The following is a 26,777-nucleotide window of genomic DNA, read 5'->3' as shown; positions in this document are numbered from 1 at the left end:
ATCAATCCACTTAGTACAGCTCATCAGTAGCATTTCATTTCAATGATGCAACATTCTATACTACATTATGTAATTAAAATATTTTCAATCACACCAATATAAATTGCATTAAATCAATTTATCTTGTTCATCAATATATTTTATGCTAGTTACTAACAAAATAAATTAAGAATAACAATAATGGTCAATAGCCTAATAATAGATAGTGCATGCACAGATGAAATAAGAATTGCTAGAATTAGAAACAATGAAATAGAAAGCATTGAACACGAAGATGCTAACAACAAATCTCTAAAGGGGAATATATATCTTGGCATTGTATCTAGGGTTGAAGCTTCACTACAAGCTGCATTTGTCAACTATGGTCACAAAAAACATGGTTTTATTCCTTTTACCAATATACATTCAGATTATCATTCAAAAAACAATAAGATAAAAAAAACAAACTCCAGTAGTAGTCAAAAAAAAAATCTATGCATTAAGCCTGGGCAAACAATATTAGTACAAGTTGTCAAAGATGAAAGAGGATCTAAAGGTGTTACTTTAAACTCATACATATATCTAGCTGGTCAATATCTAATTTTTATGCCTAATATGCAAAATCACAGCTCTATTTCAAGCAAAGTGGAGAGTTCATTAGAACGACTTAGACTTAAAATAATTCTTGAAGAAATGAAAATCACTAAAAAATCATCATTAATTATTAAAGCTAAAGCTGAAGGAAAGAATAGCCAAGAAATTCTTGCAAACTACAAATATTTAGCAAAACTATGGAATGAAATCAAAAAAAAGGCAGCAAAATCTACTGGTCCATGCTTTATACAAGCAGAGGATGATATTATCAAACGCACACTGCGTGATATAGATGAAAATAATATAGATGAAATCATTATAGATGGATGTAAGACATACAATACTATTAAACAAATGTGCAAAAAAGCACTACCCAACACCTACAAAAAAATTAAACTACATAAAAAATCAATACCTATATTTGAATATTATAATATTGAGTCACAAATATTAAAAATGTGTAACAACAAAGTACTATTAAACTCTGGTGGCTATATAGTAATCAACAAAACAGAAGCATTAACTGCAATTGATGTCAATTCAGGTAAAATGACCTGTGAACGTAATCTAAACAAAACAGCCTTAAAAACAAATCTTGAAGCTGCCAAAGAAATAGCAAAACAGCTATCCATACGAAATCTCTCTGGCCTTATAATTATTGATTTTATTGACATGCCAGCAACCAGCATGCGCACCCAAATAGAAAAGCTGCTTATTGAAGAAACTAAAAATGATAAAGCAAAAATCCAAATTGGAAACATAAATACTGATTTTGGAGTGTTGATAATGTCTAGACAAAAAATTAATTCTGGCATAATGGAGTCATTACTTGCTACTTGTGACAAATGTGATGGTAGTGGTCAAATACGTAATGTATCATCAATAATGCTATCCATAATAAGATCAATAAAAGCAAAAGTGCATAAACTTAACAACAAAAATATCAGCATAGTAACTGTTAGCACTTCTAATGAAATAATTTTACACATACTCAATAAGCATCATGGCAATATTACCCAACTAGAGTCTGACTTTAATATCATTATCAAATTTATCACAAATCATTCTGTATATAATAAAGATTTCCAAATAGATATTACTCTAGCAACTACAAAACAAAATGAAAATAACTAAAGACCATCAAATCCAAAATCAGAGAAAGATTCTTTAATTTTTTCTACTGCATCACCTGCATTGTTGTGTATATTACGTTTCAATGCATCCATCTTGCTTCCCACAACACTATGCATTAAATGTTGATTTAAGGAAAACATTATATCCCCAAAAGAAGCTTTGATACTTACTCCATCTGCACCACCTATATGACGCAAATTAATATCTGGAACTGCAACACTTAAAACTTCTTCATCTATCATTGCTAAATAAACATTAGCCTTCATATCTTTAATTAACAAATCATCTATCACCACAGAATAATTACTTTTATCTTTCACTTGATTTGATAATACCTCAGGATTTTTATCTTTAGACTTATCTTTAATAACAGAAATTGCTCTGGTTATGTTAGAATATTTTGCATGCTGTTCATAGTTAACTATTGGATCAATAATCTCTATTGATTTAAAATGAACTTTTTTATTTAATAATTCTTTGCTATTTATTTTAAATGACAATCTATTAAGTGACATAAGTGTATTATAATGATAGTCATTGCCACCAGCAACATTATAAATCTTCAGCCCCTTAACAACTCCAGTGCCATTCAAAACAGATATTTTAACACTTGAACATTTTGCCTTAAGTCCAAACAAACTCTCAGAATGTTTATTTATTAGACTGCTCACCATCAAGCTAGGTGAAACAATCAACAATAAAAAAGCCATTACAACAATAGCCGCAATAGTCAAAAACAACAATCTCATTACATTATGCATTAAATAAACCAAGACTCTATTTTTATGCAAATAGTATTGCTATGCAACACAAAGGTCAATATCACAATTCAATGCAAACTAATATGCAAACTAATACAATCACCTTATTTTCAGCAACTTTATACAAAATAATAACAAGACAAAATATAGCTAATTTATATATAAACACCTATATGTTGCATAATAGACACAAAATAATAATTACAAATTTTATATTATCAACTTAAGTAATCAAAATAGTGCAATTAAATACAACCATCTTGATTAGAATTATTAACAATCAACTTAGCAACTATTGCTATATAGTAAAAATATCAATATCATATGCAAAATATTTACTGAATTGTACTCAATGTCTAACAAAGCTTTAGGAAAGGGATTGTCAGCCCTGATGGGTGATACAAACCTCAACAACATAACAACAAAAATGACGGATGAGCACAGATTTATTCCTATACACATAATACATGCTAACAATCTACAACCTAGAAAAACATTCAAAGAAGATGATCTAAAAGACTTGGCTCAATCTATTAAAAAAGATGGTATTTTACAACCACTTATAGTTAGAAAATCAATGGATAATTCATATGAAATAATTACTGGTGAACGAAGATGGCGTGCAGCAATAATGGCAGAAGTTGATCAAGTGCCAGTTATAATAAGAGATTTGGATGATCATGCAGCACTAAGAGTTGCCATAATAGAAAATGTTCAACGTCAAGATCTTAGCGTAATTGAAGAAGCAGAAGGCTATGAAAGACTAGCATCAGAATTTGGATATACACAAGAACAAATTGCAGAAGCATTAAGCAAAAGCAGAAGTCACATTAGCAACCTGCTGCGACTACTAACACTGCCAAAAAGTATAATAGAGCTAGTAAAAAATGATATATTATCTTTTGGTCATGCCAGAGCTCTAATCAATGCTCAAAATATTGAAAAGCTTGCACATACTATTGTCTCTAAAAAGTTAAATGTGCGTCAAACAGAACAATTAGTAAAAAACACGGATAAAAGTCACAATAACACTTTAGATAAAAATCAAAACAGTGAAAAAACAGCAGTAAAAAAAACACAAAATGACACAAAATTTGCTAACACAATACAGTCATTAAAAAAATCATTGCCAAATGCAGATCTTGCAACTATTAGCATAGACCTAACAGAACTAATGAATGAAAGTAGTCTACTGCTAAATAGTGGATCACTATATAGCATACCAACATCATGGTTAAAAATTATCCATAAAGCAGAAAATATAATACACAATATGTATGTATCAAATATACTGGGTGGATATTCTGGTGAACTCACTGAACACATAGGATGTATCCTTAAAACAGTGTTGAACATGTGTATACAATGCAATGGTAACAACGTGATATCTGAACAAGTCACATTAGAAATTGCAATAAGTAAATTCCATGAAATTATCAAAAATAATTCAGGCAGTAAATTAATAGTAGATAATATCTATTCTGACATTAAGCATATAAATGATATTATTAACAACTATAGCAAATCCAAAATAAAAGAGGCACAAACACAATATTGCAGGATTGAGCAAATTAATACAAAATACGTTATTAATAAAACATGTAGCATTGCAGCACTTGCCTTAAATCAGGCAAGAATATATTGTGAGATGGTGATACAAAATAACACAATCAACTCCAGTGATAGTCAAAATTTTGAGCATACTACATAACTGATGTCAAATACTGTATGCAATAAGCCTCATTGATAATTAAGGTTCTGATTATAAAATCAGGCAAAAATATAAAACAACATATGCTTCCATCAAACTGGAGGATACCCTGTTAATTTATTGCAAACAACTTGTAGCTTCTTATTTTCAACTTCTACAATATGATTAGGTGCAATGCCATTTAACTGAAAATCACCATAAGATACTCGCAACAATTTTTTAACACTGCAACCAAGTAAATTAAATACTTTGCGTATTTCACGATTCTTTCCTTCAAGCAATTTGCAAACAACAGTTCCTAACTTACCATCTTTGCTTTTAATATAAATTTTATGTGCCTTGTGAATAACACCATCTATTTTTACTCCCAGCTCAAAAGACTTTAGATTGTTGAGGCATGAGCCATAAGATAAAATTTTGTATACTCGAAGCACTCCATTGTTTGGCAAAGACATATAGTGTGCAAACAAAGGATTGTTTGTTAGCAACAACAGCCCTTCACTGTTATAATCCAATCTGCCAATAGCAACTGTATGTGGCATATCTGATGGCAAATGATCAAAAACCACTGAACGGCCAAATGGGTCATTTTTGCTAACCAATACTCCTCTTGGCTTATGATAAAGCCAAAGCCTTGTCTTTATTGGTGAATGATTGATCAAATTATCACAAACCAATACTTTATTAAACTGATCAATAAAATAAACCTCATCAACATTGGTTCTAGCCCCATCCACAGTTACCATGCCAGCTGCAATGAGTCTTTCTGCCTCTCTACGAGAACAATAACCAGATCTTGATATAAACTTAGCCAACCTTAATTTCATTATGCATCTCTAAATCTATTAAATAGACTAATGTATTTTAGTGTATTAAATTTCAACTTATGATAATTTTAATTGTATATCTTAAACTATATAAAAAACAATTACATCAATGTTAAAATAAAATCTATATTTTGGCATACAAACCAATTTATTAAAAAAATAAATATCACATACTTATCTAACTTCAACTTAGAAACATGCAACATTCAACAATTAAAATATTAGCTACAGTGTGCAAACTCTGCTAAAATATGCTAAATATAAAATACTATTATATTTATTTTACCATTAAAAATTTTTATTTAATAATTAAATATTTTTTTATTTAAAAAATAAACATTAAGTATAGCTTAATACAAAATAACTCTCATGTAGCATAAATATTATTATCATAAAATTTTTAGTACACCTAACTTGATCAAATTGCCTAATAAGAAATATAATTAGCAAATAATAGCTTTACTGTATAGGTTAGCAATGAATAAAACCAGATATCCAGAAATAAGTGCAAATCCAAATTTTAGTGAAATTGAAAAAGACATTCTTCATTACTGGAAGACAAACAACACATTTAAGCAATCAATTAAAAATCGCAACAATTCAAAAGAATTTGTATTCTATGATGGGCCACCTTTTGCAAATGGCATGCCACACTATGGTCATCTGCTTACTGGTTTTGCTAAAGATAGTATAGCACGCTTCAGAACAATGACAGGTGCAAAAGTTGAAAGATGCTTTGGCTGGGATTGCCATGGCCTCCCTGCTGAAATGGGCGCTGAAAAAGAGCTTAATATATCTGGGAAAAAAGCAATTAAAGACTTTGGTGTTGATAAATTCAATAAACACTGTGAAAAGTCTGTAATGCAATTCTCATCAAGTTGGCGTATTTACATTGACAGACAAGCACGCTGGGTAGATTTTGACAATGATTACAAAACAATGGACAAAAACTTCATGGAATCTGTGATATGGGGATTTAAAGAACTCTATAAAAAAGGATTAGTGTACAAAAGTGTTAAAGTTATGCCATATAGTTGGGCATGCGAGACTCCTCTGTCAAATTTTGAAACACGTATGGACAACTCTTATAGACAAAAAACCAGCAAAGCAGTAACGCTTGCTTTTCAGGCCATAGGTTCAATAAATGCATTAGCAAATATACCTCACGAAAATATTTATTTTATTGCCTGGACTACCACGCCATGGACATTACCTAGCAATATGGCACTAGCAATTAATAAGAAAACAATATATACAGCAATAAGAAACAATAATTCACTATATATATGTGCATTATCACAAGCAAAAAGAATTACAAAAATAATGAGCAAAAACATTGGGAATTCAAATGTAATTGATGTGAAATTCAATGGTGAAAGCCTAATAGGAAAAAAATATACTCCTTTATTTAACTATTTCTCAAATACTGCTAATGCCTTTCAGGTATTACAAGCTGATTTTGTTACTGATGTTGATGGTACAGGAATAGTGCATTGTGCACCTGGGTTTGGAGAAGATGATTTCAATCTATGTAACATGCATAAAATACCAACAATATGCCCAGTTGATGATTCTGGCAGATTTACAACACAAGTTGCTAATTATGCAAATAGACATGTATTTGAAACTAATGATGATATAATCATAGCATTGAAAAATAAAAACCTATGGATTGCAACTGAGCAATACTTACATCAATATCCTCACTGTTGGCGCACAGATACGCCACTTATATACAAAGCACTACCATCTTGGTATGTAAAAGTCTCTAGCATAAAAGATAGAATGGTAGAGTTAAATAAAAACATAAACTGGATACCAAAACACATAAAAAATGGTCAGTTTGGTAAATGGATACAAAATGCACATGATTGGTCTATATCAAGACAACGCTTCTGGGGTACGCCAATACCAATATGGGAATCAACTGATCCAAAATTCCCTAGAATAGATGTTTATGGATCAATTGCTGAAATGGAGCAAGATTTTAATGTCAAAATAGATAACTTACACAAGCCATTTATAGATACCTTAACCAGAAAAAATCCAGATGATCCAACTGGTAAATCATTAATGCATAGAGTTGAAGATGTTTTTGACTGCTGGTTTGAATCTGGTTCTATGCCATATGCTCAAAAACATTATCCTTTTGAAAATAAAGACTGGTTTGAAAAAAATTTTCCTGCAGACTTTATCACAGAATATGTAGCACAAACTAGAGGCTGGTTCTATACATTAATGGCATTATCCACAGCCATTTTTGATAACATTCCATTTAAAAATTGCATATGTCATGGAGTAGTGCTAGACCAAACTGGACAAAAACTCTCCAAACGCCTAAATAATTATACTGATCCACTGGAAAGTATGAATAAATATGGCTCAGATGCATTAAGATTTCTTATGCTATCCTCTCCTGTTATGCAAGGAGGTAATTTACTGTTAGATAAAGATGGTGGAATGATTCGAAATGTACTACGCCTCACAATTAAACCAATATGGAATGCTTATTACTTCTTTGCTGTATATGCCAATGCAGATAAAATCACACCAACATTTGATATAAATCCACAACAATCTAGTCAAGAGCAAAATAAAATGGATCTTTATATATTAGGCAAGTGTCGTAAATCAGTACAAATCATTAAAACATCATTAATGGATTACAACACTGTAAAAGCATGTGAAGAGCTTAATAAATTCTTTGATATATTAAATAACTGGTATATAAGAAGAAATAAAAAAAGATTTTGGAAAAAACAAAATGATGCAAACAAACAAACAGCATATAACACTCTGTTCTCCATAATAACAATCATGTGTCGTGTGGCTGCACCTGTGCTTCCAATACTCAGTGAATTCATATACAAAAATCTTATGAATAAGTCAGTTCATTTAACAGATTTTCCTGACCATGAAACAATATTAACAGGATCTAACACAGAATTAAAAAACTTAATCAATGCAATGGATGAAGCAAGAGATGTATGCACTGCAGCACTAGCAATGCGCAATGAATACAACATAAGAATACGCCAGCCACTAAGAAAATTAATCTATATAATTGGCAAAGATACTAAAACATTTTTAAACAACATCTATCTACAAGACATTATATGTGATGAGGTAAACGTTAAAGAATTCAACATATCAAACAATCTTGACACATTAGCACAGCACAATCTTAAACCTATTTTCTCTAAAATAGCACAACGCATACCAGAAAAAGTAAAAGATATAGTAAATAGTATCAAGAAAAGACAATGGCAGCTAGCAGATAATGGATTGAATATTGCTGACATTACTCTATTAAGTGATGAGTATGAATTAACACTAGAGCCACTCAATACAAATGCAAAAGCATTGCCAAATAACATGGCAATGGTATCCCTAGAAACAGAAATTGACAATAGCTTACTAATAGAAGGAATTGCAAGAGATCTCGTACGACTTATACAAGAAAGTCGTAAACAAATGGGTTTTGAAATTACTGACATGATTAGAATAACTATAAATGCTAAAGATGAAAAAATAAGCAAAACCTGTCAACAATGGAGTAGTTATATTAAAGAACAAACCCTTGGAAGTAGTTTATCAATAACCACAAAAACCAAAGAATTGGAGCTAAAGTATAAAATGCTGAATGAAACAATTGGAATACAATTAGAAAAAGATGTTTAATGATTTTATGTCTGTGGCCATTGAAATTGCGCAAAAAGCTATAGAAAAATTAGAGATGCCAATTGGAGCTGTGATTGTGCATAACAATAAGATAATTGCAGAAGCACACAATGCAAACTCCAATAACCCATTAGCACATGCTGAAATAATAGCAATAGAAAAAGCATTGCAAGCCTTGCAAAAAAGGAATTTGTCTGATTGTGATATATACGTAACACTTGAACCATGCCCAATGTGTTACTATGCAATCTCTCTGGTAAAAATGCGGGGAATCTATTTTGGCACAAGTGCAAAAACAAACAATACAACCATAACTCATAATCACACACCAATGATCTATAGTGATATATCTGCAACAAAATGTGCCAAACTACTAACTAATTTTTTCCAACAAAAAAGAGGAAATAATGATTCATAACATAACTATTGCTTACTGCCAATCATTGGGCAAAACAGTACTATCATTGATTAAGAAACAACAAAAATGATTGTCAAAATAATAATAAGTATATACAATAATATATCTTATGGTACTATCATGTTGTAATAATACATACAACATACTTATAAATTTGAATAGTGCCTCACTTAATCTTATGTTAATCTTTATCAATATAGATTAGAGTTAAAATTTAATGAGGTTTGTGAATGTTACTACGCACAGAGCCAGCTTTAATAATGCCCAGAGCCATAGCAATGTGGCTTGTAGAAAATACAGCGCTAACTTTTGAGCAAATAGCTAATTTCTGCAAACTGCAAATAAGTGAAGTAAAGGCTATGGCTGATGATGAAGAAAAATTAGTTGCCATTGATCCAATTAGAACTGGACAAATATCACAAGAAACAATTGACTTATGCACCAAAGATCCAAACAGACCATTAGAACTTATTGCAAATAAGGAAATTATCAAGAAAAACAAACAAAAAAGAAAATATATTCCTATACTAAGACGGCAAGATAAACCTAATGCAATATCATGGATCTTAAAAAACTGCCCTGAAATGGATGATAACCATATAATAAAACTTATTGGCACTACTAAAAACACTATTGAAGCAATACGCAACAAAACACATTGGAACATGGACAACATAAAACCACAGCACCCAGCAGTGCTAGGATTATGTGCACATGAAGATTTTGAGCAAATCATTGCCAAAGTGAAAGTTGCTGTTGAGAAGAATAGAAGAATAGAAGAGCTAAATGTTGCAAAAAATAACCATAATCTCAATTTAGGAATCAAAAACTTGGAGAATAGATAAAATTACCTAAATCTTCTGAAATGGGAAATTCTGACTGTTCAGACCATGCAATTGCCTCATTTATAACTGCACTAATATCATCTTCTATGTCATCAACAACACTCTGTCCACCTAATCTTTCAACTATATGCTTCTCTAAAACATTAATGGGATCTTTTTCCTTATACTGAGACAGTTCTTCTTTAGCTCTATATAGTGCAGGATCTGACATGGAATGGCCTTTGTATCTATAAGTCCTAGCTTCTATAAGCATAGGTCTTTGAGTATGTTGGCATTCTACTGATGCCTCTTTTACTGCCTCTCTAAATGCCCAAACATCCATACCATCTACAACAACACCTTTAATGCCAAAGCTCTCACCACGTTTATAAAGCTCATGACTATTCACTGAAGCTCTTTCCATGCGTGTTCCCATGGCATAAACGTTATTTTCTACAATATATACTACTGGCAATCCCCAAAGAGCAGCCATGTTAAAAGATTCATAAACTTGCCCTTGATTTAAAGCACCATCGCCAAATAAACAATAACACAAGGCATTATCACCTTTATATTTATGAGCAAATGCCATACCAGTACCTAAAGAAACTTGTGAACCAACTATACCATGTCCACCATAAAAACCTTTATCTGGACAAAACATATGCATTGAACCACCTCTACCTTTAGATATACCACCAACTTTTCCCATAAGCTCTGCAATAATAAATTTTGGCTCTACACCCAAAGCTAAAAGCAACCCATGACACCTGTAGCTAGTTATAACAACATCTTTCTCATTTTTCACGCTACATAATCCAACTGCTACAGCTTCTTGCCCTATATACAAATGACAAAAACCATTTATCTTTTGCATAGTATACAACTTCCCTATAGCTTCTTCTGCCCTACGCAAAAGAAGCATTTTTTTGTATAGTGACAACAACAGGGAATCATCAACTTTTTTCATAACTAAGTCACTCACATCTAGCAAAAGTAAAAAATATTATATATTTTTTAATAAAATTTATCAAATACAGCATATTTAAACACACAGATTGCAAAAAACAAAAATCTTACAAAAATGAAAAAATGCTCTAGCTTAAAAAATGATATATTGTCAATTATTAAATTTTTGCATTAAATTATATTAAACCATGGAGTACACCACTAGCTTTAACTCCAATAATAAATTGTTGTATTTAAATATTTTTATTCACTATTATTTTGATACAAATTATTTTACCCAGCCTCTACTACAGCAACCAATCTAAGATCTGCTAACTTAGAATCCAAGATCTTCTCCTGTAGCAATCCACTAAATAGACTCTGAAGGCAATCCATAAACAAACATACATATAATAATTTAATGCTAAAAACACTCTTTCGTGCACCAAGTTGACAATAATGCTATCTGTTAAGCATTCTTTTAATTTATGAACCACTCATTTCTAATTATTATAAAATTAATAATTAATAAAATTATTATAAGACAGATGACAGATATCAACCTCTTTACTTATTACAAAAAAGCAAGCTCTATTTTCAAGATAAAATCTGTAGTAAATAACATGTTCTAAATATAACAAAGAGATATAATTCTTGCAGCATTAAGGACAAACATCACAATCACCTAAGACAAGCAATAAAACAAAAATCTGCACAAAAAATAGTAAGCATATATTTAATAAATTAATTAATATTTAAATAAAATACTGCAATATAGTGCAATAAATTAACAATAAGTGTGTCCTATAATGCAACAATATGAATACCCTACAAATAACTTATATCAAAGATTGTCTTATAAACAAATGTATGCTGCTCAGGGTAGTATAAAATAAAGTTATTAACTATACCGATGGATATCTATATACCAATAGTGTCCCTGATAAAAATTATGTAGCTCATATAATTATTGATGATCAATATTGTGCATACAAGTCAGTTTCTCTCTGCTTAAACAAATAGCTGAACTCAAAAAAACAAAAAATAAAGAAATACAAGATACAATCATTGCCCAAATAAAAAAAGGAGAGATGGAAGATATATATAGTTTACTAATAGGTAAGAAACCAGATAAACATATATCTTTATTGAAACTAATGAAAGCATCATTATGTTCTGGAACTAACATCCAAGAAACATCAAATGATACAGATGACTATGAAAGTGTTGTAATAAAAAATTATAATACTCTTAGTGTAGAAGGTGAGCAAGATATTGCATTGCTAATACATTTATTAAAACATCATGGTAATGCTTTAGTAGAATATAATAAAGATAGTCAATCTTATAACATAAAAATTAGAAAGGATGCACTAAATAAAACACTCATAACTAAAGTTATGTATAACATGACAAATATGCTTGAAGAAAAACGTGTAGTTCTTGATCAATATTATAAAACTACTGGTAGTGTTGCTGATAAGATTGCTGTTGGAGTTGCAATAGGTACAGGGGGTGGCTAAGTGCTGGAATAGCAATCTTAATGGCTATATCTATGTTAAGCATAAGTATTCCTACAATTGCAGCAATTTGTACTGCAGGTTTAATGTTTACTGTAGGGACTGTTGCTGGTATTGCTATTGCTTCAAATACAAATAATGCTAAACAATATGTTAAAAATATAAAAGATAGTGAAAAAAATGTAGAAGACAATGTAAAAAGCTTATTCAATAAACAATTGCAGTCAAAAGAAAAAGAGAATGAGCCAAAGGAATTAGATGATCTGGAAGAAGATCATGGCATGCCAATATCAGATGATCTTGAAGAAGAAGAACATAGACCAGACATAGGTCACGTGCCATTAATAGATAATTTGCAGAATTCTTATTCTAGCAACAACCAGCAAGCAGAAACATCTAAACAGCAAACTTCTCAAACAAAAACTTCTAAGGCAGAGAAAGATGCTGATAAAAAAGCACAATATAACTATCCTAACCCTATGCTTTCCAAGGCTTTAACAAGTAATCTTAGAGAAAATGAAATAGATCAAAATATAAAATATTAATCAATTTTGTATAATTGTGCCTTTCCTTTTTAGCTTATATAATAAATATTATGACAACTATATTCAGTATACTAAAATAAGATTATGCCAACTGCATATAATACAAGTATTAATGTTGGTTTATCTACAATCTAGCCCAGTTCCCACACAACCATCTACAAAAAACTCAATGTTATAAGCATTGATTTAATGGTAACTTTCTTGATAGGATAAACAATCCAGTGAATTGTATAAAATAACACAATGCAAACATTTAAAAGAACTGCGACAGATGCTATAAGCATATGGTGGTGGACAGTTGACAAAATAACATTGTTGACAATTCTATTCCTAATGTTAGTAGGTATATTCATGACAAGCAGTGCTAGTCTATTCATGGCTGAACGAATGAACACTGGTAGTATTTACTTTGTAACACGTCATGTCACATTCCTTAGTGCTGCATTTGCTGTGGCAATTGGACTATCTTTTGCTAACCAAACCATTGTAAGAAGACTTGCCATAATTGGATTTCTTCTTTCTACTATACTTTTAATACTAACACCTTTCTTTGGTGTTGAGGTAAAAGGAGCAAAACGCTGGTTAAGAATTCTTGGTTTTTCCTTACAACCATCTGAATTCATAAAGCCATTTCTTGCCATAACAAATGCATGGATATTGTCAATAAATGCTAGTGGCAGCATTGCTCTGCTGACATCAGCAGCAATATGCTTGCCATCCATTGCATTGATAATAATACAACCAGATATTGGAATGTCTGTAATAATTATCAGTATATGGGTAACTCAAATATTTATACTTGGCATAAGAACTAAACTAATGATAGCATGTTTTGCATTTTTATTAGTATGTGGATTGCTAATATATGTAAGTTTCGACCATGCTAGGCAAAGAATAAAGAGCTTTATCTCGCCAATAAGTACTGCAAACTATCAAATAAAAAAATCATTAGAATCATTTCAACATGGGGGAATGTTTGGCGTAGGACCAGCTGAAGGAAAAATTAAAATCCACTTACCAGATGCACATACTGATTTTATATTTGCTGTTATAGCAGAAGAACTAGGTTCAATTTTTTGTATAGTAATTATTACTATGTTTTTCATTCTCATATACCGTTTTTATCAAAACATTAAATCAAAAAATGATCTCTTTGTTATACTTGCAGCCGGTGGATTAATTGAACAATTTGCATTACATGTATTTATCAACATAGGTGCAAATATACGCATATTACCAGCCAAAGGAATGACACTGCCTTTTATGAGCTATGGTGGATCATCTGCACTATCAACAGGATTAACACTTGGTATGTTGTTAGCACTTGGCAGAAAAAAATTTAATATAAAAGATTTAAAAATATTATAAATATTCTCACAAAAGTGGTATAATATTAACTATAATTATAATCTCCTCAAAAAAGCTTACATGCTTCAAGCAAGAAATTCTGTAGATACTATAAAATCCTTTTATTTGTTTTTCTTTATAAAAATATATTATAATAGTTAATATATTTAGATAAAAGTTAACATAATGAATCTTAAAAACTTTTTAAAAAACCTCCTTACAATCTTGATTATACTCTTGGTTAAAAAAGGTATAAAAGGTATAAGATATGCAAGACTGTTCAAAAATGGAGAAATAACTGCCTTGTCTCAACAAGTGTCAAAAAAAATATAGCCCAATGACTTACTTCTATCACTAAATGTTTTGTATTAATTAATGGAAATTTCTTGCTTCACAGATTCATCTTAGATTTTTTACAATTGAATCAAAGATTTTGATGGAGTATTTCATACTGGGTGATAAATTTTAAATCTGTTGCAAATAATGCTTATGCTTTTGCATAAGATCTAGCTCATTTCTATCTATTTATGCAATTTGTATTTGATTGAAGTTGTAGAAAACTTTACAAATCATTGTTGCATTTTTTAAAATTAGCTCCCAATTTAATCCAACTTGCATGTTTTTAATGCTAGTATCGCAAATAAAACATTATCAGTAAATAGGAACTCCTAATTCATTATTATGATAGTTGGTGTAAAGTTTATATTTTTTACCATTTCCAAAGCAGTGTGTGGCTTTGTCCATGATTGCCCAGTATCACATTAAAAATATTATAAAACTTGTATTAATTCAATATAAATCAATTTTTTCAAAAAAAATGTATTTGTTTTAAAATATCTAGTAGTGAAAATTGACTTATTTGTACTACTATACTATTATAGTAGTACAATATTAATACAATAAAATACATGGAAGATAATTACTATAATAATAGTTTGCATAATTTGTGTTCTGCTATGCTGCTTTTAGAGACAAAAAATGAAATGTGTAGTTTTTTACGTGATTTATGTACCCCTAAAGAGCTTTCTGCTATTGCAGAAAGATGGAGAGTATGTAAATTACTAGGGCATGATAACTTATCTTATAGAGAAATTAGCCATATTACAGGAGCTAGTTTAACTACTATTAGTAGAGTAGCTAGATTTTTGAAAGATGAGCCGTATCATGGATATCTCACATTATTAAACAAATTAAAAAAAATTAAAAAAGAATAGGCAGTGAACACTATAATACCAGAACGTATAGCACAAAAAATCAACAATGATAATATCAAAACATATAAAAAAACTGGAGCATTATATATTCCAAGTGTTCTAAATAAAAAAGAAATAGAATGCCTTGAAAAAGGCATAGAGCTAAACTTGCAAAATCTTAGCCATATGTCAAAAACTGCAAGTTCAAAATTTGATACAGGTATTTTTATTGAAGATTTTTGTACATGGCAAAATAATCCATATTATAAGCAAATAATTTTTTCTTCACCTTTGGCTGCTATTGCTAGATTATTGATGCAGAGTAGACAAGTTAGACTATACCATGATCATATGGTTGTAAAAGAGCCATATACTCAAAAAGTTACCCCATGGCATCAAGATTTACCATATTATAATATAAATGGTATGCAACATTGTAGTTTTTGGATTCCAGTGGATCCTGTTTCCCATGAATCAATCTTAGAGTTTGTATCAGGGTCACATTTGGGCCCATGGTATGTACCATGTACTTTTAAAGATAATGAAGCTAAATGGTTTCCCAGAGGAAGCTTACTTGAAATGCCATCAGACAGTGAAATAAGACTGCATAATAAAATACTAGGGTGGGAAATGAATCCTGGTGATGTTGTTGTGTTTAACATGTTAACTGTACATGGAAGTCAAGGGGTGTTAAAAAATCAGCGCCGAAGAGTTCTGTCTTTACGTTTTATAGGGGATGATGTAAGATTTGCACCTCGTAAATGGAAAACCTCCCCTAATTTTCCAGGGATTAATCAAAGATTGAAAATTGGCTCTCCCATGGAGGATAATTTGTTTCCATTATTATTGCCAGTTTAATATTAGTATAGGTGAAAAGTGAAAAAAATAATTGTTATTTTGTTATTGTGCATACCTGCTTTAAATGGCATTATGGCGGCAGAAAATATGAAAAAAGTATATATTAGTCAAATTATACAGCATCCAGCACTTGATGTTACTGTAAGGGGCATAATAGATGGATTAAGAGAGAATGGCTATATAAAAAATAAAAATGTAGATATTAGAATAGAATCAGCACAAGCAAATGCTGCACTTGCATCTCAAATTGCTGCAAAATTTGTAAACAGCAAGCCAGATGTAGTTGTCGGTGTTGGCACTGTAACAGCACAAAGTTTTTTGAGGTATGTTTATAAAAATAAGGCTAAACTTGTATTTAGCTCTATTACAGATCCAGTGCAAGCTGGTTTTGTTGATTCTTTATTAGAAACTAACTACAGTGTGTCTGGTGTATCAAATTTTATTGAGCTTAAGCCTCAATTAGAACTGTTTCAAAAAATTCAACCAAATCTCAAAACCTTGGGAGTATTATATAATCCTGGTGAGTCTAACTCATTAAGTATAAATAAACATCTTGAAAGTATATGTCCAAAATTTGGTATAAAATTAATACTGCAATCTGCAAATAAAACTGCAGACATTCCTCAGGCAGCCACTAAATTAGCTAATGCTGTAGATGCTATTTTTGTTGGCAATGACAATACAGCACTTGCTGCCTTACAAAGCATAATTGCTATAGCCAATAGAGTAAAGATTCCTGTTTATGTGAGTGATACAGATTCTGTAGAAGCTGGCGCTTTAGCTGCACTTGGGCCAAATCAATATCAGGTTGGGCTGCAAACTGGTAGCATAGTTGCTCATATTTTAAATGGCAAAGAAACTAATGCTATTCCAATAAAATTTGTTAATAAAACAGAGCTGTATTTAAATAATAATGCTGCAGCAATTTTGGACATTAAATTTCCTGATAAAATATTAAATCAGGCATCAAAAATTATTAAATAATGGTGAAATAATGACATTAGATGAAATGACAATGAGTCTTGAAATAGGTCTTGTTTATGGCATTGTTGCAATTGGTATATATATTACATTTCGTATTATTGATTTTCCAGATTTAACTTGCGATGGTAGTTTTGTTTTAGGTGCTGCTGTTTCTAGTATTCTTGCTAAGAATAATTATAATCCATGGTTTGCAATTGTAGCAGCTTTAAGCACTGGTTGTGTTGCTGGTATTGCAACAGGGTTATTATATACCCATCTAAAGATAAGCAACTTGCTGTCAGGAATATTAGTGAGTTTTATGCTTTATTCTGTGAATTTACATATTATGAATGGAGTTCCTAATATTTCTCTTAACATTTCTCAAACAATTTTTTCTCAAGCATTAGCAGTAACTATACTATCTGCTATTGTTGTTGTTGTGTGTCTATTAATAGGTTATTTATTTATTACAGACTTTGGGCTTGCATTGTATAGCATTGGACAAAATAAAAAACTTGCACAGTACAATGGTATTAATATTAAGAAAATGACAATTATAGCACTAGCATTAAGCAATGGTTTTATTGCATTAGGAGGAGCGTTATTTAGTCAAAATCAAGGTTTTGCAGATATTGGCAGTGGTATTGGAACAATTATTGTAGGCCTTGCATCTATAGTAATTGGCGAAAAAATACTACAATATAGAAATATTGCTGTAAAAATAATAAGCTGTGTAATTGGTTCTGTTATATACAGAGCACTAATTGGATTTGCTTTACACAGCAATGTATTGGGTCTACAAACATTTGATTTAAATTTAATTACTGGTGTACTAATTATAGTAGTTATGTGTATTCCAAGGAGGAAATATGTTATCTCTTAAAAATATTAGCATTACCTTAGGAAAATCAACTAAGTTAGAACATAAGGTTTTGAATAATTTATCGCTAAATGTTAAAACTGGAGAGTTTGTTACCATTATGGGTGGAAATGGCGCTGGAAAATCAACTTTATTTAATGTAATATCTGGTTTTTTGAAACCTGATTCTGGCTCAGTTACAATTAATGGGTGCAATATGACAAGCCTGTCTCAGATAAAAAAATCATCTCTAGTTTCAAAAGTTATGCAAGACTCAAGAGCTGGAACAATAGAAAACATGAGTATTTTTGAGAATATGACCTTTGCCTTAAAACGAGGTAAAAAAAGAGGTTTTAAACCTTTTTTTAATAGCTCAAATAAAAAATTTTTTCAAGAAAAACTACAGATGTTAAATATGGATTTAGAATATTTTATAGATAAATTAGTTTGTAACTTATCTGGTGGGCAGAGACAAGCAATTAGTCTTATTATGAGCACACTTGCTGACTTTAAGGTGTTGCTGCTTGATGAAATCACATCAGCATTAGACCCCAAAAGTAGTGAGATTGTTATGCAGTTAGTAGCAAAGATCCTTAGAGAAAAACACTGTGCATGTATTATGATTACTCATAATTTAGATCATGCTATTAATTATGGTAATAGATTACTTTTTTTAAAAAATGGTACTTTTATTGCAGAATACGACTACTATGCTAAACAAAAACTGAATCATATAGAGTTATCTTCTATTTATTAAATAGTAGTGTTTGTAAATAATTTAGTTTATTTTGTATAAATTTATAATTAGCAAAGTTAGATAAATTGATGGTATTTTATATAAGTTATAAAAATATTTGTATTGTTTGAAATAGATAGCTTTGAATAGGAAAATCACTTGGCCTAAGAGTCCTGATGCAGCTACAATATATGCTAAACTTACTGATGGTTCTGTAAAAAAATCTACTACAAAAACTACAAATAGAATATTTTCTTTTGCCAAAGACAACACATAAGCAAACTAAAAGAAATATTGCTACAAGTGGCTTTGTGCACAAAAATACTGTAATTATAGACTCACAATATGCTATAGTTTTGCTATAATGCTATTTTAAGAAGCTGAGCATCTTGCAATAGTTAACAGCCAACAAAAGTCTTTCACAACTTTTCTACAGGTACGTGGATATTTTTCAAATCTAGTTGAATTTCAAGTAAAAAATCTACTTAAAGTTATATTTTACCTCTGATAAATATTGCATGAAAAATAATTATATCTTAGCAGCTTCTTAGAAAGCTTTGATATAGAGTGTGGTTAATGAATGGCTGAATCCTGTAACAGCTGAACTTTTTCATTGATAAGTTGCTGCACCAACTGTATTTTTTATTTACAAAATGTAATAATAATGAAATATTATAAATATCATTACCAACCATAACTGTTAATGAAGGCAGTGTTAAAAATTTGTCATAATATAAACAAAAAAGAATAAAAAATGTTCAATAATCTCATTACAAAAACGTTAATCTTTACTATATAATCAGTGATTTAAAATACAAATACTATTATTAATTACATAACATCCTCAAATCCATAAAGATATAGGTTAGATACTTTTTCTTCAATGAATATTTTCTGCGCTTGAATAAAAAAACTAAATTGAAACTAAATCCACAAACTCAGAAAGCACAACTAAACAAACTGAACAATCCAAGATTATACAGAATGAATTAGTGCTAAATACTATTAGGACTAATGAAAAACTGTCAATCCTCAGGCACAATCTTCCCATGAATTGTAAAAGGCCTAGAGCTGTATATGAGCAGCACAACTAATGCAATATATCCTACATATACAACAAAACCTCTTTCTCATAGCTAATAAAAAAGTTAATGATAAATAACATTATAAAAAGTATTTTTACAATTTAGAACTTCTCTATATATTAACTATATCAACATCTTTTTATTATAAAATAAATCTGTGTTTGTCTAATTCTATATAATTAGATATAAATATTAACTTTTTCTAAAATCAAACTAACTAAATCAAATTTGTATAACTAACACTTATAAAAAACACATATGCAAATGTATTTTGCTTTTACTCCATATTAAGTATTGTGTAATACTATCAATCTGGTCATCATGTGTGCCACATGGAAAAGACAATAACTCATCTAGCAAACATTCTGCCCAATCTACATTTTCTGGCAATAAAACCTGACCCATTTCAAATATAGCAAGACATTTCCTAAAACGATCCATTTTACCACCAACTGGGGTAATAGGAACAATATTTATATCATTTTTCAACTCCTGAATTAACTGCATCCCGCTGGATTTATTTTCTATTAATACTGTAACTGCACTCCATTTTTTAGCCAAAAACAACACTCTACTTTTTATACTTGGATAATCAAGTCTTTCTCTATAAACATCAAGCAAATAAAAACAACTATTACTCTCAATCCACACAGAGCACACACTAAAATCACCTTTATTATTAACTCCTGATGCAGTATCCCAACTTAAGACTACTCTACCCATTGGACAATCTATGACTTTATAATACTTAATCCAAAATTTTTTAAACAAACCATCATAGTTCATAATAGGATCTTGCTGGTATTGTGCTGCAAAATTATAACTCCCAACCTCTTGCCTAAGTTTATGCACCACTTCTGCATCTTGATAACTTTCATGCAATAATTCACCAGCTTTTCGTTTATAGATCTTACTATCAATTGCAATAGAACAATCTTTTTTACTCACCAAAGGCAGACTTAAACTCTCCCAACCACATTTTTTTAACAGCACACCACTTAAATCATTTTGATCTAAACGTTGCATAATCAATACAACCACACCTTTCTTCCTATTGTTAATCCTAGTCATAAATACTCTCTCAAACCAGTCAACAGTATTTTTTAAGACACCTGTGTTATGACAATGTGCTGGATTTATAGGGTCATCCAAAATCAAATAATCACCACCCTCACCTGTAATTGAGCCAAAAACTGAAGTTGTTATACGAAAACCATGTGAAGTAGTACGAAAATTAGACTTTTCATTCTGATCTTTAAGTAAAATTGCATCTGGAAAAATACCATGATACCAATTTGAGAGCATTATATATCTAGTGTTTAATGAATGTATAGTGCCAATCCTCTCAGAATAACTTGCTGATATAATACGATTTGCAGGATTAATGCCTAACAACCAAGCACTCCATGCAACATTTACACAAAGAGATTTAAGATAACGAGGTGGTATATTAATAATCAATCTTGAAAACTGTCCACTACTTAAAGCATTAAGATAATCTACTATAATATCTATATGCCAATTATCTAAATATTGCACCCCAGGATTAATAGTTTGGAATGACTTTATAATAAAACTCTTTAAATCACTACGCAACAGAGCATTTACAAAAATCTTACTATTAAAATTCCTAGTTTTCATTGCCTGCCATATCTAACATATTTTCCACACAATTCTTGCGGAAAGCAAAAATATCTGCAGCAATACTGCCTCTTACTAACCCACTGTCTGCTAAAGTATCTGTAGAGCAAGAAACAAAATCTACTTTCTTTATCTCATGGCTAATTAATGGATTGCCTATTTCCATTGCCAGCATATTGTCTAATGACAGCAACACATCCACTGCACCAAACACAAGAGCCTTAAATGATTCAAAATTTACAACATTATCAAAAAAATTAATAAATAATGCATGCTTCATACCAATGCCGCCAATAACATATTGCCATAAAGTTATTTTGCCAGTATTAATTGTAGCATATGGCATCAAATTCTTTTTTGTACCAAGTGGCATGTTAATTGTTCTAAGATTCAACTTTGTCTCAAATTCTTTAACTAAATAATCTTTCAATTCATCTAAATAATAAACCACTCACACACCCCATATTTAAATAGAAACACAACGAAACATATTATAAACTGCCACACTTTCATCTGGTGGCAACATAAGACGAGTTGAATAAAATTTATACAAATGCCCTACTAGTGCATACTGTAATGATGAGGGCACTTCACTTAATGAACTATAACCAGCAATATAAACAACTGTAAGTATTTCATCATTCATCAAATTAGATAAATAACCCTTTAAGTAATTAGTAGAATTAGTTATATCTAATGGTATTTGTAAACTCTGGATCTTATTTTCCTTATATTTCTTGGAAATGCTTTGTATGCTAATTATAGGTTGATATGGTAATCTAAATAAAGCTGAGTTTCTTCTATTAACACTAGCAGTAATAGTTTTTTTTACTATTGCCCTACCTGTGTATTGCTCTACGTAATCACAAATAGACAATAATGCCTCTGATAAATCTGCAATTTTATCAATATTTGGCTGACTATCTGCTACTATTCCTAACAACTTGGATATAATTGGCTCAGTCACCCATTTTTTTTTATCACTATCATTAATATTTTTATCAATAAACAACATATCACACCATATAAAAAATAGTATTATATACATCACGTACTATCTGTTTTGCCCCTGGTTGACTCTGACGTGCAGCAGCAAGACCAGTGCTACCCCCAATATCAACACCAAATGCAATATGAAACACTATTCGTACTATTTCTTTAAGCCATGCATCATCACCTAATTGTGCAACAATATTATTAGCAGCAGATTGCATGCTCAGCTTATACAAATCAGAAACTATAGTTCTTATTTCCTTTTCAAAGATTTCATTAAAAGATAAAATCTTACGATTTATCATACTGTCAATATCATTTTCAAAACGCCTCAATGCTTTTTCTAGCAATGAATCCAGCTTATTGACCACTTCAATCTCACTACTCATGATGAATCTACCCACACATTAAGCTAAACATGGCATTCATGGGCTCCAACTTACCATCTCTGGAATGAAATATATATACATCTATCTTGCTTGGAGAAAAAATAACATTAGTCATATATGGCAAACTAATCTTATCGTTGACATATGCACTAATAAATAAACCTTTAGAACGATCAAAGGCTGCACCACCAGTTATTTCAACACTATAAAGGCCTTTTGTTTTGGAATAAGCACTAACAGTTACTGAGCCAAAATTAGAAATTACATGACCAGCATCAGAAACTACTACATATATCCTAAAACCAGTATTCACAGCTACATTATTAGTACCACTTCCAGAAAAAGCATTATCTATTAATTTAAAGTTTTTATTAATAAAAACTTCTTTCTGACTTTGATGACTAAATAAATAATGTAGTTTCAAATTTGGAGTTATTTCATCAACCATAATATATACCATAAATGCCTATATCATAATTCTAAAAATGAATAACCCAATCAGTAAGCAATAATTAATTAAAGTAAACCAACTGCACTAAAACTGAAGACAATAATTAATTAAAGTAAACCAACTGCACTAAAACTGAAGAATTTATTACCACTAACTATTACATGATCAAGTACCTTGATCTCTAAAACTTGACACATCTTGACCAATGCCTTAGTTGACTCAATATCTTCTTTAGATGGATCTACTGACCCACTTGGATGGTTATGTGCAACAATTATACCAACAGCATTTAAAGATATAGCTTTCTTCAACACCTCACGATAATAAATCATCACTTTTGATACTGTTCCAGTATAATAATCCTCTGCAATCAACTTATTGCCACTTCCTAAAAGCATTACATAGAAACACTCAATATCTTTATTGCCAATAACAATTATCAGATAGTCCATTATCTGCCTCCAATTGTTAAAAACACTATATTTTTTTAAAGAACCACTAATAACACGTTTCACAATCTCAGCAACACAAATAATAGATGCCTGCACAACACTACTATAGCCACTAATCATTAAATCGTTAACTTCACTCTGAGTAAATAAATCACGTAATGATTTTTTATCTTTCAATAATTGTTTTGCTATTAGTTTTGTATCACGTCTTGGTAATGCATTGAACAACAACAATTCTAGCAATTCATAATCCTCCAATGCAATACCACCACTGTTAAGCAAACGATTACGTAAACGTTTACGATGACCAATATGCATACAAAATTATTGAATTTATATGTTGAATACTATAATACATTGTAAACAAAATTATTGCCATGCTAATTACTATATCTAATACACACTTAACACATGAGTACAAATTTTTTATATAACTCTATACTTAGAAACAAATTATCTGTAGCTATAATAACAAATTAATTACCTATGCTGATTTTTCTATTAATTTAACTAAAAAATGGTAAAACAATATTATGCCTATTTTTTTATCAATATTTAGGTTAGTACAGTAATATTAAATAGTGTCAAACTTTATGATTCTTAACGCCCTAAGCAAAATTGGCCATGGTGCACTCATATTATGCAGCATAGCTGGCAAAAAAACTTCATTCACCATAAAAAGCCTAAGATATTTACTAACACCACCATTTTATGTAAAAGAACTGTGGTTTGCTATTATAAACATTGGCTTCTACTCTATACCAGTTATAGGAATGACAGCAATATTTACTGGAGCAGTACTAGCTTTGCAAACATACTCAGGGTTTGCACGATTTCATGCAGAAAGCTCAATAGCAGCTGTGGTAACAATATCAATAACTCGAGAACTTGGACCTGTAATTGGTGGATTAATGGTTGCTGGCAGGGTGAGCTCTGCAATAGCTGCAGAAGTTGGAACAATGAAAGTTACAGAACAACTTGATGCATTAAGAACACTATCAACTAGTCCATATCGCTATTTATATGCACCACGTATAGCTGCAGGTATAATATCATTACCAATTCTAGTATTAATAACAAATATAATTGGTATATATGGAGGATACTTAGTTGCTACACACAAACTTGGTTTTAATGCTAGTTTATATATACAAAACAGCTTTAAATTTTTAGAAATAAGAGATGTTCTGCTGGGCATGGTAAAAGCTGTAATATTTGGCTTTATTATTACCACAATTGGCTGCTATTGTGGTAATGAGTGCACAAAGGGTGCAAAAGGTGTAGGAAATGCAACCACTAATTCACTAGTCTATTCATCAACACTAATATTAATAAGTAACTATATCACAACATCTATATTTTTCTTATGATTCCACAAATATCTATAAACAACATCTACAAATCTTTTAGTATCAAGCATAAATATGTCATTAATAACATTAGTCTTGATATCAACAAAGGTGAATCACTAGCAGTGCTAGGATGCTCTGGTAGTGGAAAGTCTGTACTAATAAAGCTTATGATAGGATTACTAAAACCAGATACAGGATCAATTCTTGTTAATGGCAAAGAAATAACCAACAACTTAAAAGAATCAGAGTTCAACAACATTATGAGCAAAATGAGTGTTTTGTTTCAAGGTGGTGCATTGTTTGACAGTCTAAATGTTAAACAAAATATATGCTTTGGTCTCAACAACTATCAACGCTTAACAAAATCAAAAATGCAACAAATAACACAGCAACATTTACAAATGGTTGGTCTTGAGGATGAAACTATGGATTTATACCCATCTGAATTGTCTGGTGGGATGCAAAAAAGAGTTGCTTTGGCTCGTGCACTTGCCAAAAAACCAGAAATAATCTTTCTTGATGAGCCAACAACTGGTCTTGATCCAATTTTAACAGAAACAATTGACAAGCTAATAATTAATCATTGCACCAACAAAATGACAACCATAACAATAACACATAACATTAAAAGTGCCTGTAGGATAGCAAACAAGATAGCTGTTCTAAATAAAGGAGGTATATCATGGTATGGTCCAACAATGGAAATACATAATGCTAAAGATGAGCTGACCAAAAAACTGCTGTATAGTGGTAATATTTAACAATAGGTTAAACATTAATCTCTATTAAGAGAAATCTTGCAAATATGATTAATATCATATAGCAACTATATACTGCTTTTCCATTAAAAAATAATTTTATCAAAAAAAATCAAGGTCTGGGCACTAGTGACAGAATAATGTATTTTATAAAAAATTTTCCAAAGAGAATAATGGTTTGAATTATTTCAATGCACAAACCACAAGTGTTGACCTATCAGCAAGATTGTGTGCATATTTTTAAGTTTAGTGATTATTTTTTAATAGCAAGCTCATAACTGTTTAGCTTGGTGTTATTATTTTGCTCTTTCATTTATAAAATAAATGAAATACTATAAATAATAAAAAATTATAAACACAAAAATCACAGTAAATGGTAATTATATTTACATCTCACTAATAAACTAATTAATATTTTAATGAATAGAGTATTATTAGAAAGCATTGAACCATTTGAAATTAACTTTGTTATTTAGGCAAAATCTTCCAATGCAACACAATGTTTTATAAATTAATGTGTTTCACTTATTGCTTTAGATTCTGTTGAATAGAAAATACTAGCTCATATTACAAATTATAGTGCTTACTACAGTAACAATAATATTATCTTTATAAATATATTTTTGTAGAATATTTCTCAGCTTTCTTAAAGATGCTTCTCTAGCATTAATTAAACAATATCCTTGTCCATAGGACTTCCAATAGTCTTCTTAAAATGTATAGTAAATTCTTTCTATAGCAAACAACTAAACTCTTAA

Annotated in this window: 25 protein-coding genes; 16 read left to right on the top strand and 9 right to left on the bottom strand. The window is 30.5% G+C overall.

Features of this window, described 5'->3' with window-relative positions:
* Positions 1-180: 180 nt before the first annotated feature.
* Entirely contained in the window at positions 181-1,707 is a 1,527-nt protein-coding gene (locus AABI72_RS00760; protein ID WP_338363471.1) for an Rne/Rng family ribonuclease, read from the top strand.
* Here the strand turns inward: AABI72_RS00760 and AABI72_RS00755 are convergent.
* On the bottom strand, positions 1,704-2,468 hold the full coding sequence (locus tag AABI72_RS00755; RefSeq protein ID WP_338363470.1) for a hypothetical protein: 765 nt from the start codon (positions 2,466-2,468) through the stop codon (positions 1,704-1,706). The two genes, AABI72_RS00760 and AABI72_RS00755, sit on opposite strands and share 4 nt — an antisense overlap.
* Positions 2,469-2,820: 352 nt before the next feature.
* Between AABI72_RS00755 and AABI72_RS00750 the strand changes: the two genes are divergently transcribed.
* Complete coding sequence (locus AABI72_RS00750; RefSeq protein WP_338363469.1) at positions 2,821-4,179, top strand: ParB/RepB/Spo0J family partition protein; 1,359 nt, start codon at positions 2,821-2,823, stop codon at positions 4,177-4,179.
* Positions 4,180-4,271: 92 nt separating this feature from the next.
* Here the strand turns inward: AABI72_RS00750 and AABI72_RS00745 are convergent, their stop codons facing one another.
* Positions 4,272-5,006: a pseudouridine synthase gene (locus AABI72_RS00745; protein WP_338363468.1), complete on the bottom strand. Its 735-nt coding sequence runs from the start codon at positions 5,004-5,006 to the stop codon at positions 4,272-4,274.
* A gap of 477 nt (positions 5,007-5,483) precedes the next feature.
* Between AABI72_RS00745 and ileS the strand changes: the two genes are divergently transcribed.
* From ileS to AABI72_RS00730, 3 genes are all read left to right on the top strand, one after another.
* On the top strand, positions 5,484-8,687 hold the full coding sequence (gene ileS, locus AABI72_RS00740; RefSeq protein ID WP_338363467.1) for an isoleucine--tRNA ligase: 3,204 nt from the start codon (positions 5,484-5,486) through the stop codon (positions 8,685-8,687).
* A gap of 7 nt (positions 8,688-8,694) precedes the next feature.
* Positions 8,695-9,105 (top strand): nucleoside deaminase, encoded by a 411-nt coding sequence (locus AABI72_RS00735; protein ID WP_338363466.1) that lies wholly within the window; start codon positions 8,695-8,697, stop codon positions 9,103-9,105.
* Positions 9,106-9,335: 230 nt separating this feature from the next.
* Complete coding sequence (locus AABI72_RS00730) at positions 9,336-9,950, top strand: cell cycle transcriptional regulator TrcR (protein ID WP_338363465.1); 615 nt, start codon at positions 9,336-9,338, stop codon at positions 9,948-9,950.
* On the opposite strand, the gene pdhA is transcribed toward AABI72_RS00730, so the two are convergent.
* Entirely contained in the window at positions 9,928-10,899 is a 972-nt protein-coding gene (pdhA, locus tag AABI72_RS00725) for a pyruvate dehydrogenase (acetyl-transferring) E1 component subunit alpha (protein WP_338363531.1), read from the bottom strand. The two genes, AABI72_RS00730 and pdhA, sit on opposite strands and share 23 nt — an antisense overlap.
* A 961-nt stretch (positions 10,900-11,860) precedes the next feature.
* Here pdhA and AABI72_RS00720 point away from each other — a divergent pair.
* The 9 genes from AABI72_RS00720 (at position 11,861) to AABI72_RS00680 (ending at position 19,175) form a co-directional block, all read left to right on the top strand.
* Positions 11,861-12,400 (top strand): hypothetical protein, encoded by a 540-nt coding sequence (locus AABI72_RS00720; RefSeq protein ID WP_338363464.1) that lies wholly within the window; start codon positions 11,861-11,863, stop codon positions 12,398-12,400.
* Positions 12,401-12,432: 32 nt separating this feature from the next.
* Entirely contained in the window at positions 12,433-12,942 is a 510-nt protein-coding gene (locus AABI72_RS00715; protein ID WP_338363463.1) for a hypothetical protein, read from the top strand.
* A gap of 243 nt (positions 12,943-13,185) precedes the next feature.
* A complete protein-coding gene (locus AABI72_RS00710) occupies positions 13,186-14,310 on the top strand; it encodes a putative peptidoglycan glycosyltransferase FtsW (protein ID WP_338363461.1) in 1,125 nt (374 codons plus the stop codon).
* Positions 14,311-15,197: 887 nt separating this feature from the next.
* Entirely contained in the window at positions 15,198-15,503 is a 306-nt protein-coding gene (locus AABI72_RS00705) for a YerC/YecD family TrpR-related protein (RefSeq protein WP_338363459.1), read from the top strand.
* Between the two features lie 3 nt (positions 15,504-15,506).
* The gene (locus AABI72_RS00700) at positions 15,507-16,340 is read left to right on the top strand and encodes a phytanoyl-CoA dioxygenase family protein (protein ID WP_338363457.1); all 834 of its coding nucleotides are present in this window, start codon (positions 15,507-15,509) and stop codon (positions 16,338-16,340) included.
* Between the two features lie 18 nt (positions 16,341-16,358).
* On the top strand, positions 16,359-17,324 hold the full coding sequence (locus AABI72_RS00695; RefSeq protein ID WP_338363455.1) for an ABC transporter substrate-binding protein: 966 nt from the start codon (positions 16,359-16,361) through the stop codon (positions 17,322-17,324).
* A 10-nt stretch (positions 17,325-17,334) separates the two neighbouring features.
* Entirely contained in the window at positions 17,335-18,186 is an 852-nt protein-coding gene (locus tag AABI72_RS00690; RefSeq protein WP_338363453.1) for an ABC transporter permease subunit, read from the top strand.
* Positions 18,173-18,919, top strand: a complete 747-nt coding sequence (locus AABI72_RS00685; protein ID WP_338363451.1) for an ABC transporter ATP-binding protein — start codon at positions 18,173-18,175, stop codon at positions 18,917-18,919. Before AABI72_RS00690 ends, AABI72_RS00685 begins: the two co-directional genes overlap by 14 nt.
* A 121-nt stretch (positions 18,920-19,040) precedes the next feature.
* Positions 19,041-19,175, top strand: coding sequence for a hypothetical protein (locus AABI72_RS00680; RefSeq protein WP_338363449.1), 135 nt, complete (start codon positions 19,041-19,043; stop codon positions 19,173-19,175).
* 1,051 nt (positions 19,176-20,226) lie between these two features.
* On the opposite strand, the gene terL is transcribed toward AABI72_RS00680, so the two are convergent.
* The 6 genes from terL to radC all read right to left on the bottom strand — a co-directional run bounded on the left by terL (position 20,227) and on the right by radC (position 24,227).
* Positions 20,227-21,624 (bottom strand): phage terminase large subunit, encoded by a 1,398-nt coding sequence (gene terL / locus AABI72_RS00675; protein ID WP_338363447.1) that lies wholly within the window; start codon positions 21,622-21,624, stop codon positions 20,227-20,229.
* A complete protein-coding gene (locus AABI72_RS00670; RefSeq protein WP_338363444.1) occupies positions 21,614-22,075 on the bottom strand; it encodes a hypothetical protein in 462 nt (153 codons plus the stop codon). The genes terL and AABI72_RS00670 overlap by 11 nt, the downstream gene beginning before the upstream one ends.
* A gap of 15 nt (positions 22,076-22,090) precedes the next feature.
* Positions 22,091-22,639 carry a hypothetical protein gene (locus AABI72_RS00665; RefSeq protein WP_338363442.1) on the bottom strand — a complete coding sequence of 183 codons (549 nt, stop codon included), beginning with the start codon at positions 22,637-22,639 and terminating at the stop codon, positions 22,091-22,093.
* Between the two features lies 1 nt (position 22,640).
* Positions 22,641-23,006, bottom strand: a complete 366-nt coding sequence (locus AABI72_RS00660) for a hypothetical protein (protein WP_338363439.1) — start codon at positions 23,004-23,006, stop codon at positions 22,641-22,643.
* Between the two features lie 7 nt (positions 23,007-23,013).
* Entirely contained in the window at positions 23,014-23,454 is a 441-nt protein-coding gene (locus AABI72_RS00655; protein WP_338363437.1) for a hypothetical protein, read from the bottom strand.
* 110 nt (positions 23,455-23,564) lie between these two features.
* A complete protein-coding gene (gene radC, locus AABI72_RS00650) occupies positions 23,565-24,227 on the bottom strand; it encodes a RadC family protein (RefSeq protein ID WP_338363435.1) in 663 nt (220 codons plus the stop codon).
* Between the two features lie 275 nt (positions 24,228-24,502).
* Between radC and AABI72_RS00645 the strand changes: the two genes are divergently transcribed.
* Positions 24,503-25,279: an ABC transporter permease gene (locus tag AABI72_RS00645; RefSeq protein WP_338363433.1), complete on the top strand. Its 777-nt coding sequence runs from the start codon at positions 24,503-24,505 to the stop codon at positions 25,277-25,279.
* Positions 25,276-26,022, top strand: coding sequence for an ABC transporter ATP-binding protein (locus AABI72_RS00640; protein ID WP_338363431.1), 747 nt, complete (start codon positions 25,276-25,278; stop codon positions 26,020-26,022). The genes AABI72_RS00645 and AABI72_RS00640 overlap by 4 nt, the downstream gene beginning before the upstream one ends.
* Positions 26,023-26,777: the final 755 nt, after the last annotated feature.

It is taken from the genome of Candidatus Xenohaliotis californiensis, from assembly GCF_963930935.1.
GTDB classification, from domain to species: domain Bacteria; phylum Pseudomonadota; class Alphaproteobacteria; order Rickettsiales; family CAWVOK01; genus Xenohaliotis; species Xenohaliotis californiensis.
The sequence above is the reverse complement of the archived record's forward strand: the minus strand, read 5'-3'. Positions and strand labels throughout refer to the sequence as shown.

Coding starts and splice junctions, on each gene's coding strand:
- AABI72_RS00715 (WP_338363463.1), top strand. CDS start 12,433: ATGTTAAGCATAAGTATTCCTACAATTGCAGCAATTTGTACTGCAGGT.
- AABI72_RS00755 (WP_338363470.1), bottom strand. CDS start 2,468: ATGCATAATGTAATGAGATTGTTGTTTTTGACTATTGCGGCTATTGTT.
- AABI72_RS00760 (WP_338363471.1), top strand. CDS start 181: ATGGTCAATAGCCTAATAATAGATAGTGCATGCACAGATGAAATAAGA.
- radC (WP_338363435.1), bottom strand. CDS start 24,227: ATGCATATTGGTCATCGTAAACGTTTACGTAATCGTTTGCTTAACAGT.
- AABI72_RS00750 (WP_338363469.1), top strand. CDS start 2,821: ATGTCTAACAAAGCTTTAGGAAAGGGATTGTCAGCCCTGATGGGTGAT.
- AABI72_RS00655 (WP_338363437.1), bottom strand. CDS start 23,454: ATGGTTGATGAAATAACTCCAAATTTGAAACTACATTATTTATTTAGT.
- AABI72_RS00690 (WP_338363453.1), top strand. CDS start 17,335: ATGACATTAGATGAAATGACAATGAGTCTTGAAATAGGTCTTGTTTAT.
- AABI72_RS00685 (WP_338363451.1), top strand. CDS start 18,173: ATGTTATCTCTTAAAAATATTAGCATTACCTTAGGAAAATCAACTAAG.
- AABI72_RS00735 (WP_338363466.1), top strand. CDS start 8,695: ATGTCTGTGGCCATTGAAATTGCGCAAAAAGCTATAGAAAAATTAGAG.
- AABI72_RS00665 (WP_338363442.1), bottom strand. CDS start 22,639: ATGTTGTTTATTGATAAAAATATTAATGATAGTGATAAAAAAAAATGG.
- AABI72_RS00640 (WP_338363431.1), top strand. CDS start 25,276: ATGATTCCACAAATATCTATAAACAACATCTACAAATCTTTTAGTATC.
- AABI72_RS00660 (WP_338363439.1), bottom strand. CDS start 23,006: ATGAGTAGTGAGATTGAAGTGGTCAATAAGCTGGATTCATTGCTAGAA.
- AABI72_RS00645 (WP_338363433.1), top strand. CDS start 24,503: ATGATTCTTAACGCCCTAAGCAAAATTGGCCATGGTGCACTCATATTA.
- AABI72_RS00745 (WP_338363468.1), bottom strand. CDS start 5,006: ATGAAATTAAGGTTGGCTAAGTTTATATCAAGATCTGGTTATTGTTCT.
- pdhA (WP_338363531.1), bottom strand. CDS start 10,899: ATGAAAAAAGTTGATGATTCCCTGTTGTTGTCACTATACAAAAAAATG.
- AABI72_RS00710 (WP_338363461.1), top strand. CDS start 13,186: ATGCAAACATTTAAAAGAACTGCGACAGATGCTATAAGCATATGGTGG.
- AABI72_RS00730 (WP_338363465.1), top strand. CDS start 9,336: ATGTTACTACGCACAGAGCCAGCTTTAATAATGCCCAGAGCCATAGCA.
- AABI72_RS00705 (WP_338363459.1), top strand. CDS start 15,198: ATGGAAGATAATTACTATAATAATAGTTTGCATAATTTGTGTTCTGCT.
- terL (WP_338363447.1), bottom strand. CDS start 21,624: ATGAAAACTAGGAATTTTAATAGTAAGATTTTTGTAAATGCTCTGTTG.
- ileS (WP_338363467.1), top strand. CDS start 5,484: ATGAATAAAACCAGATATCCAGAAATAAGTGCAAATCCAAATTTTAGT.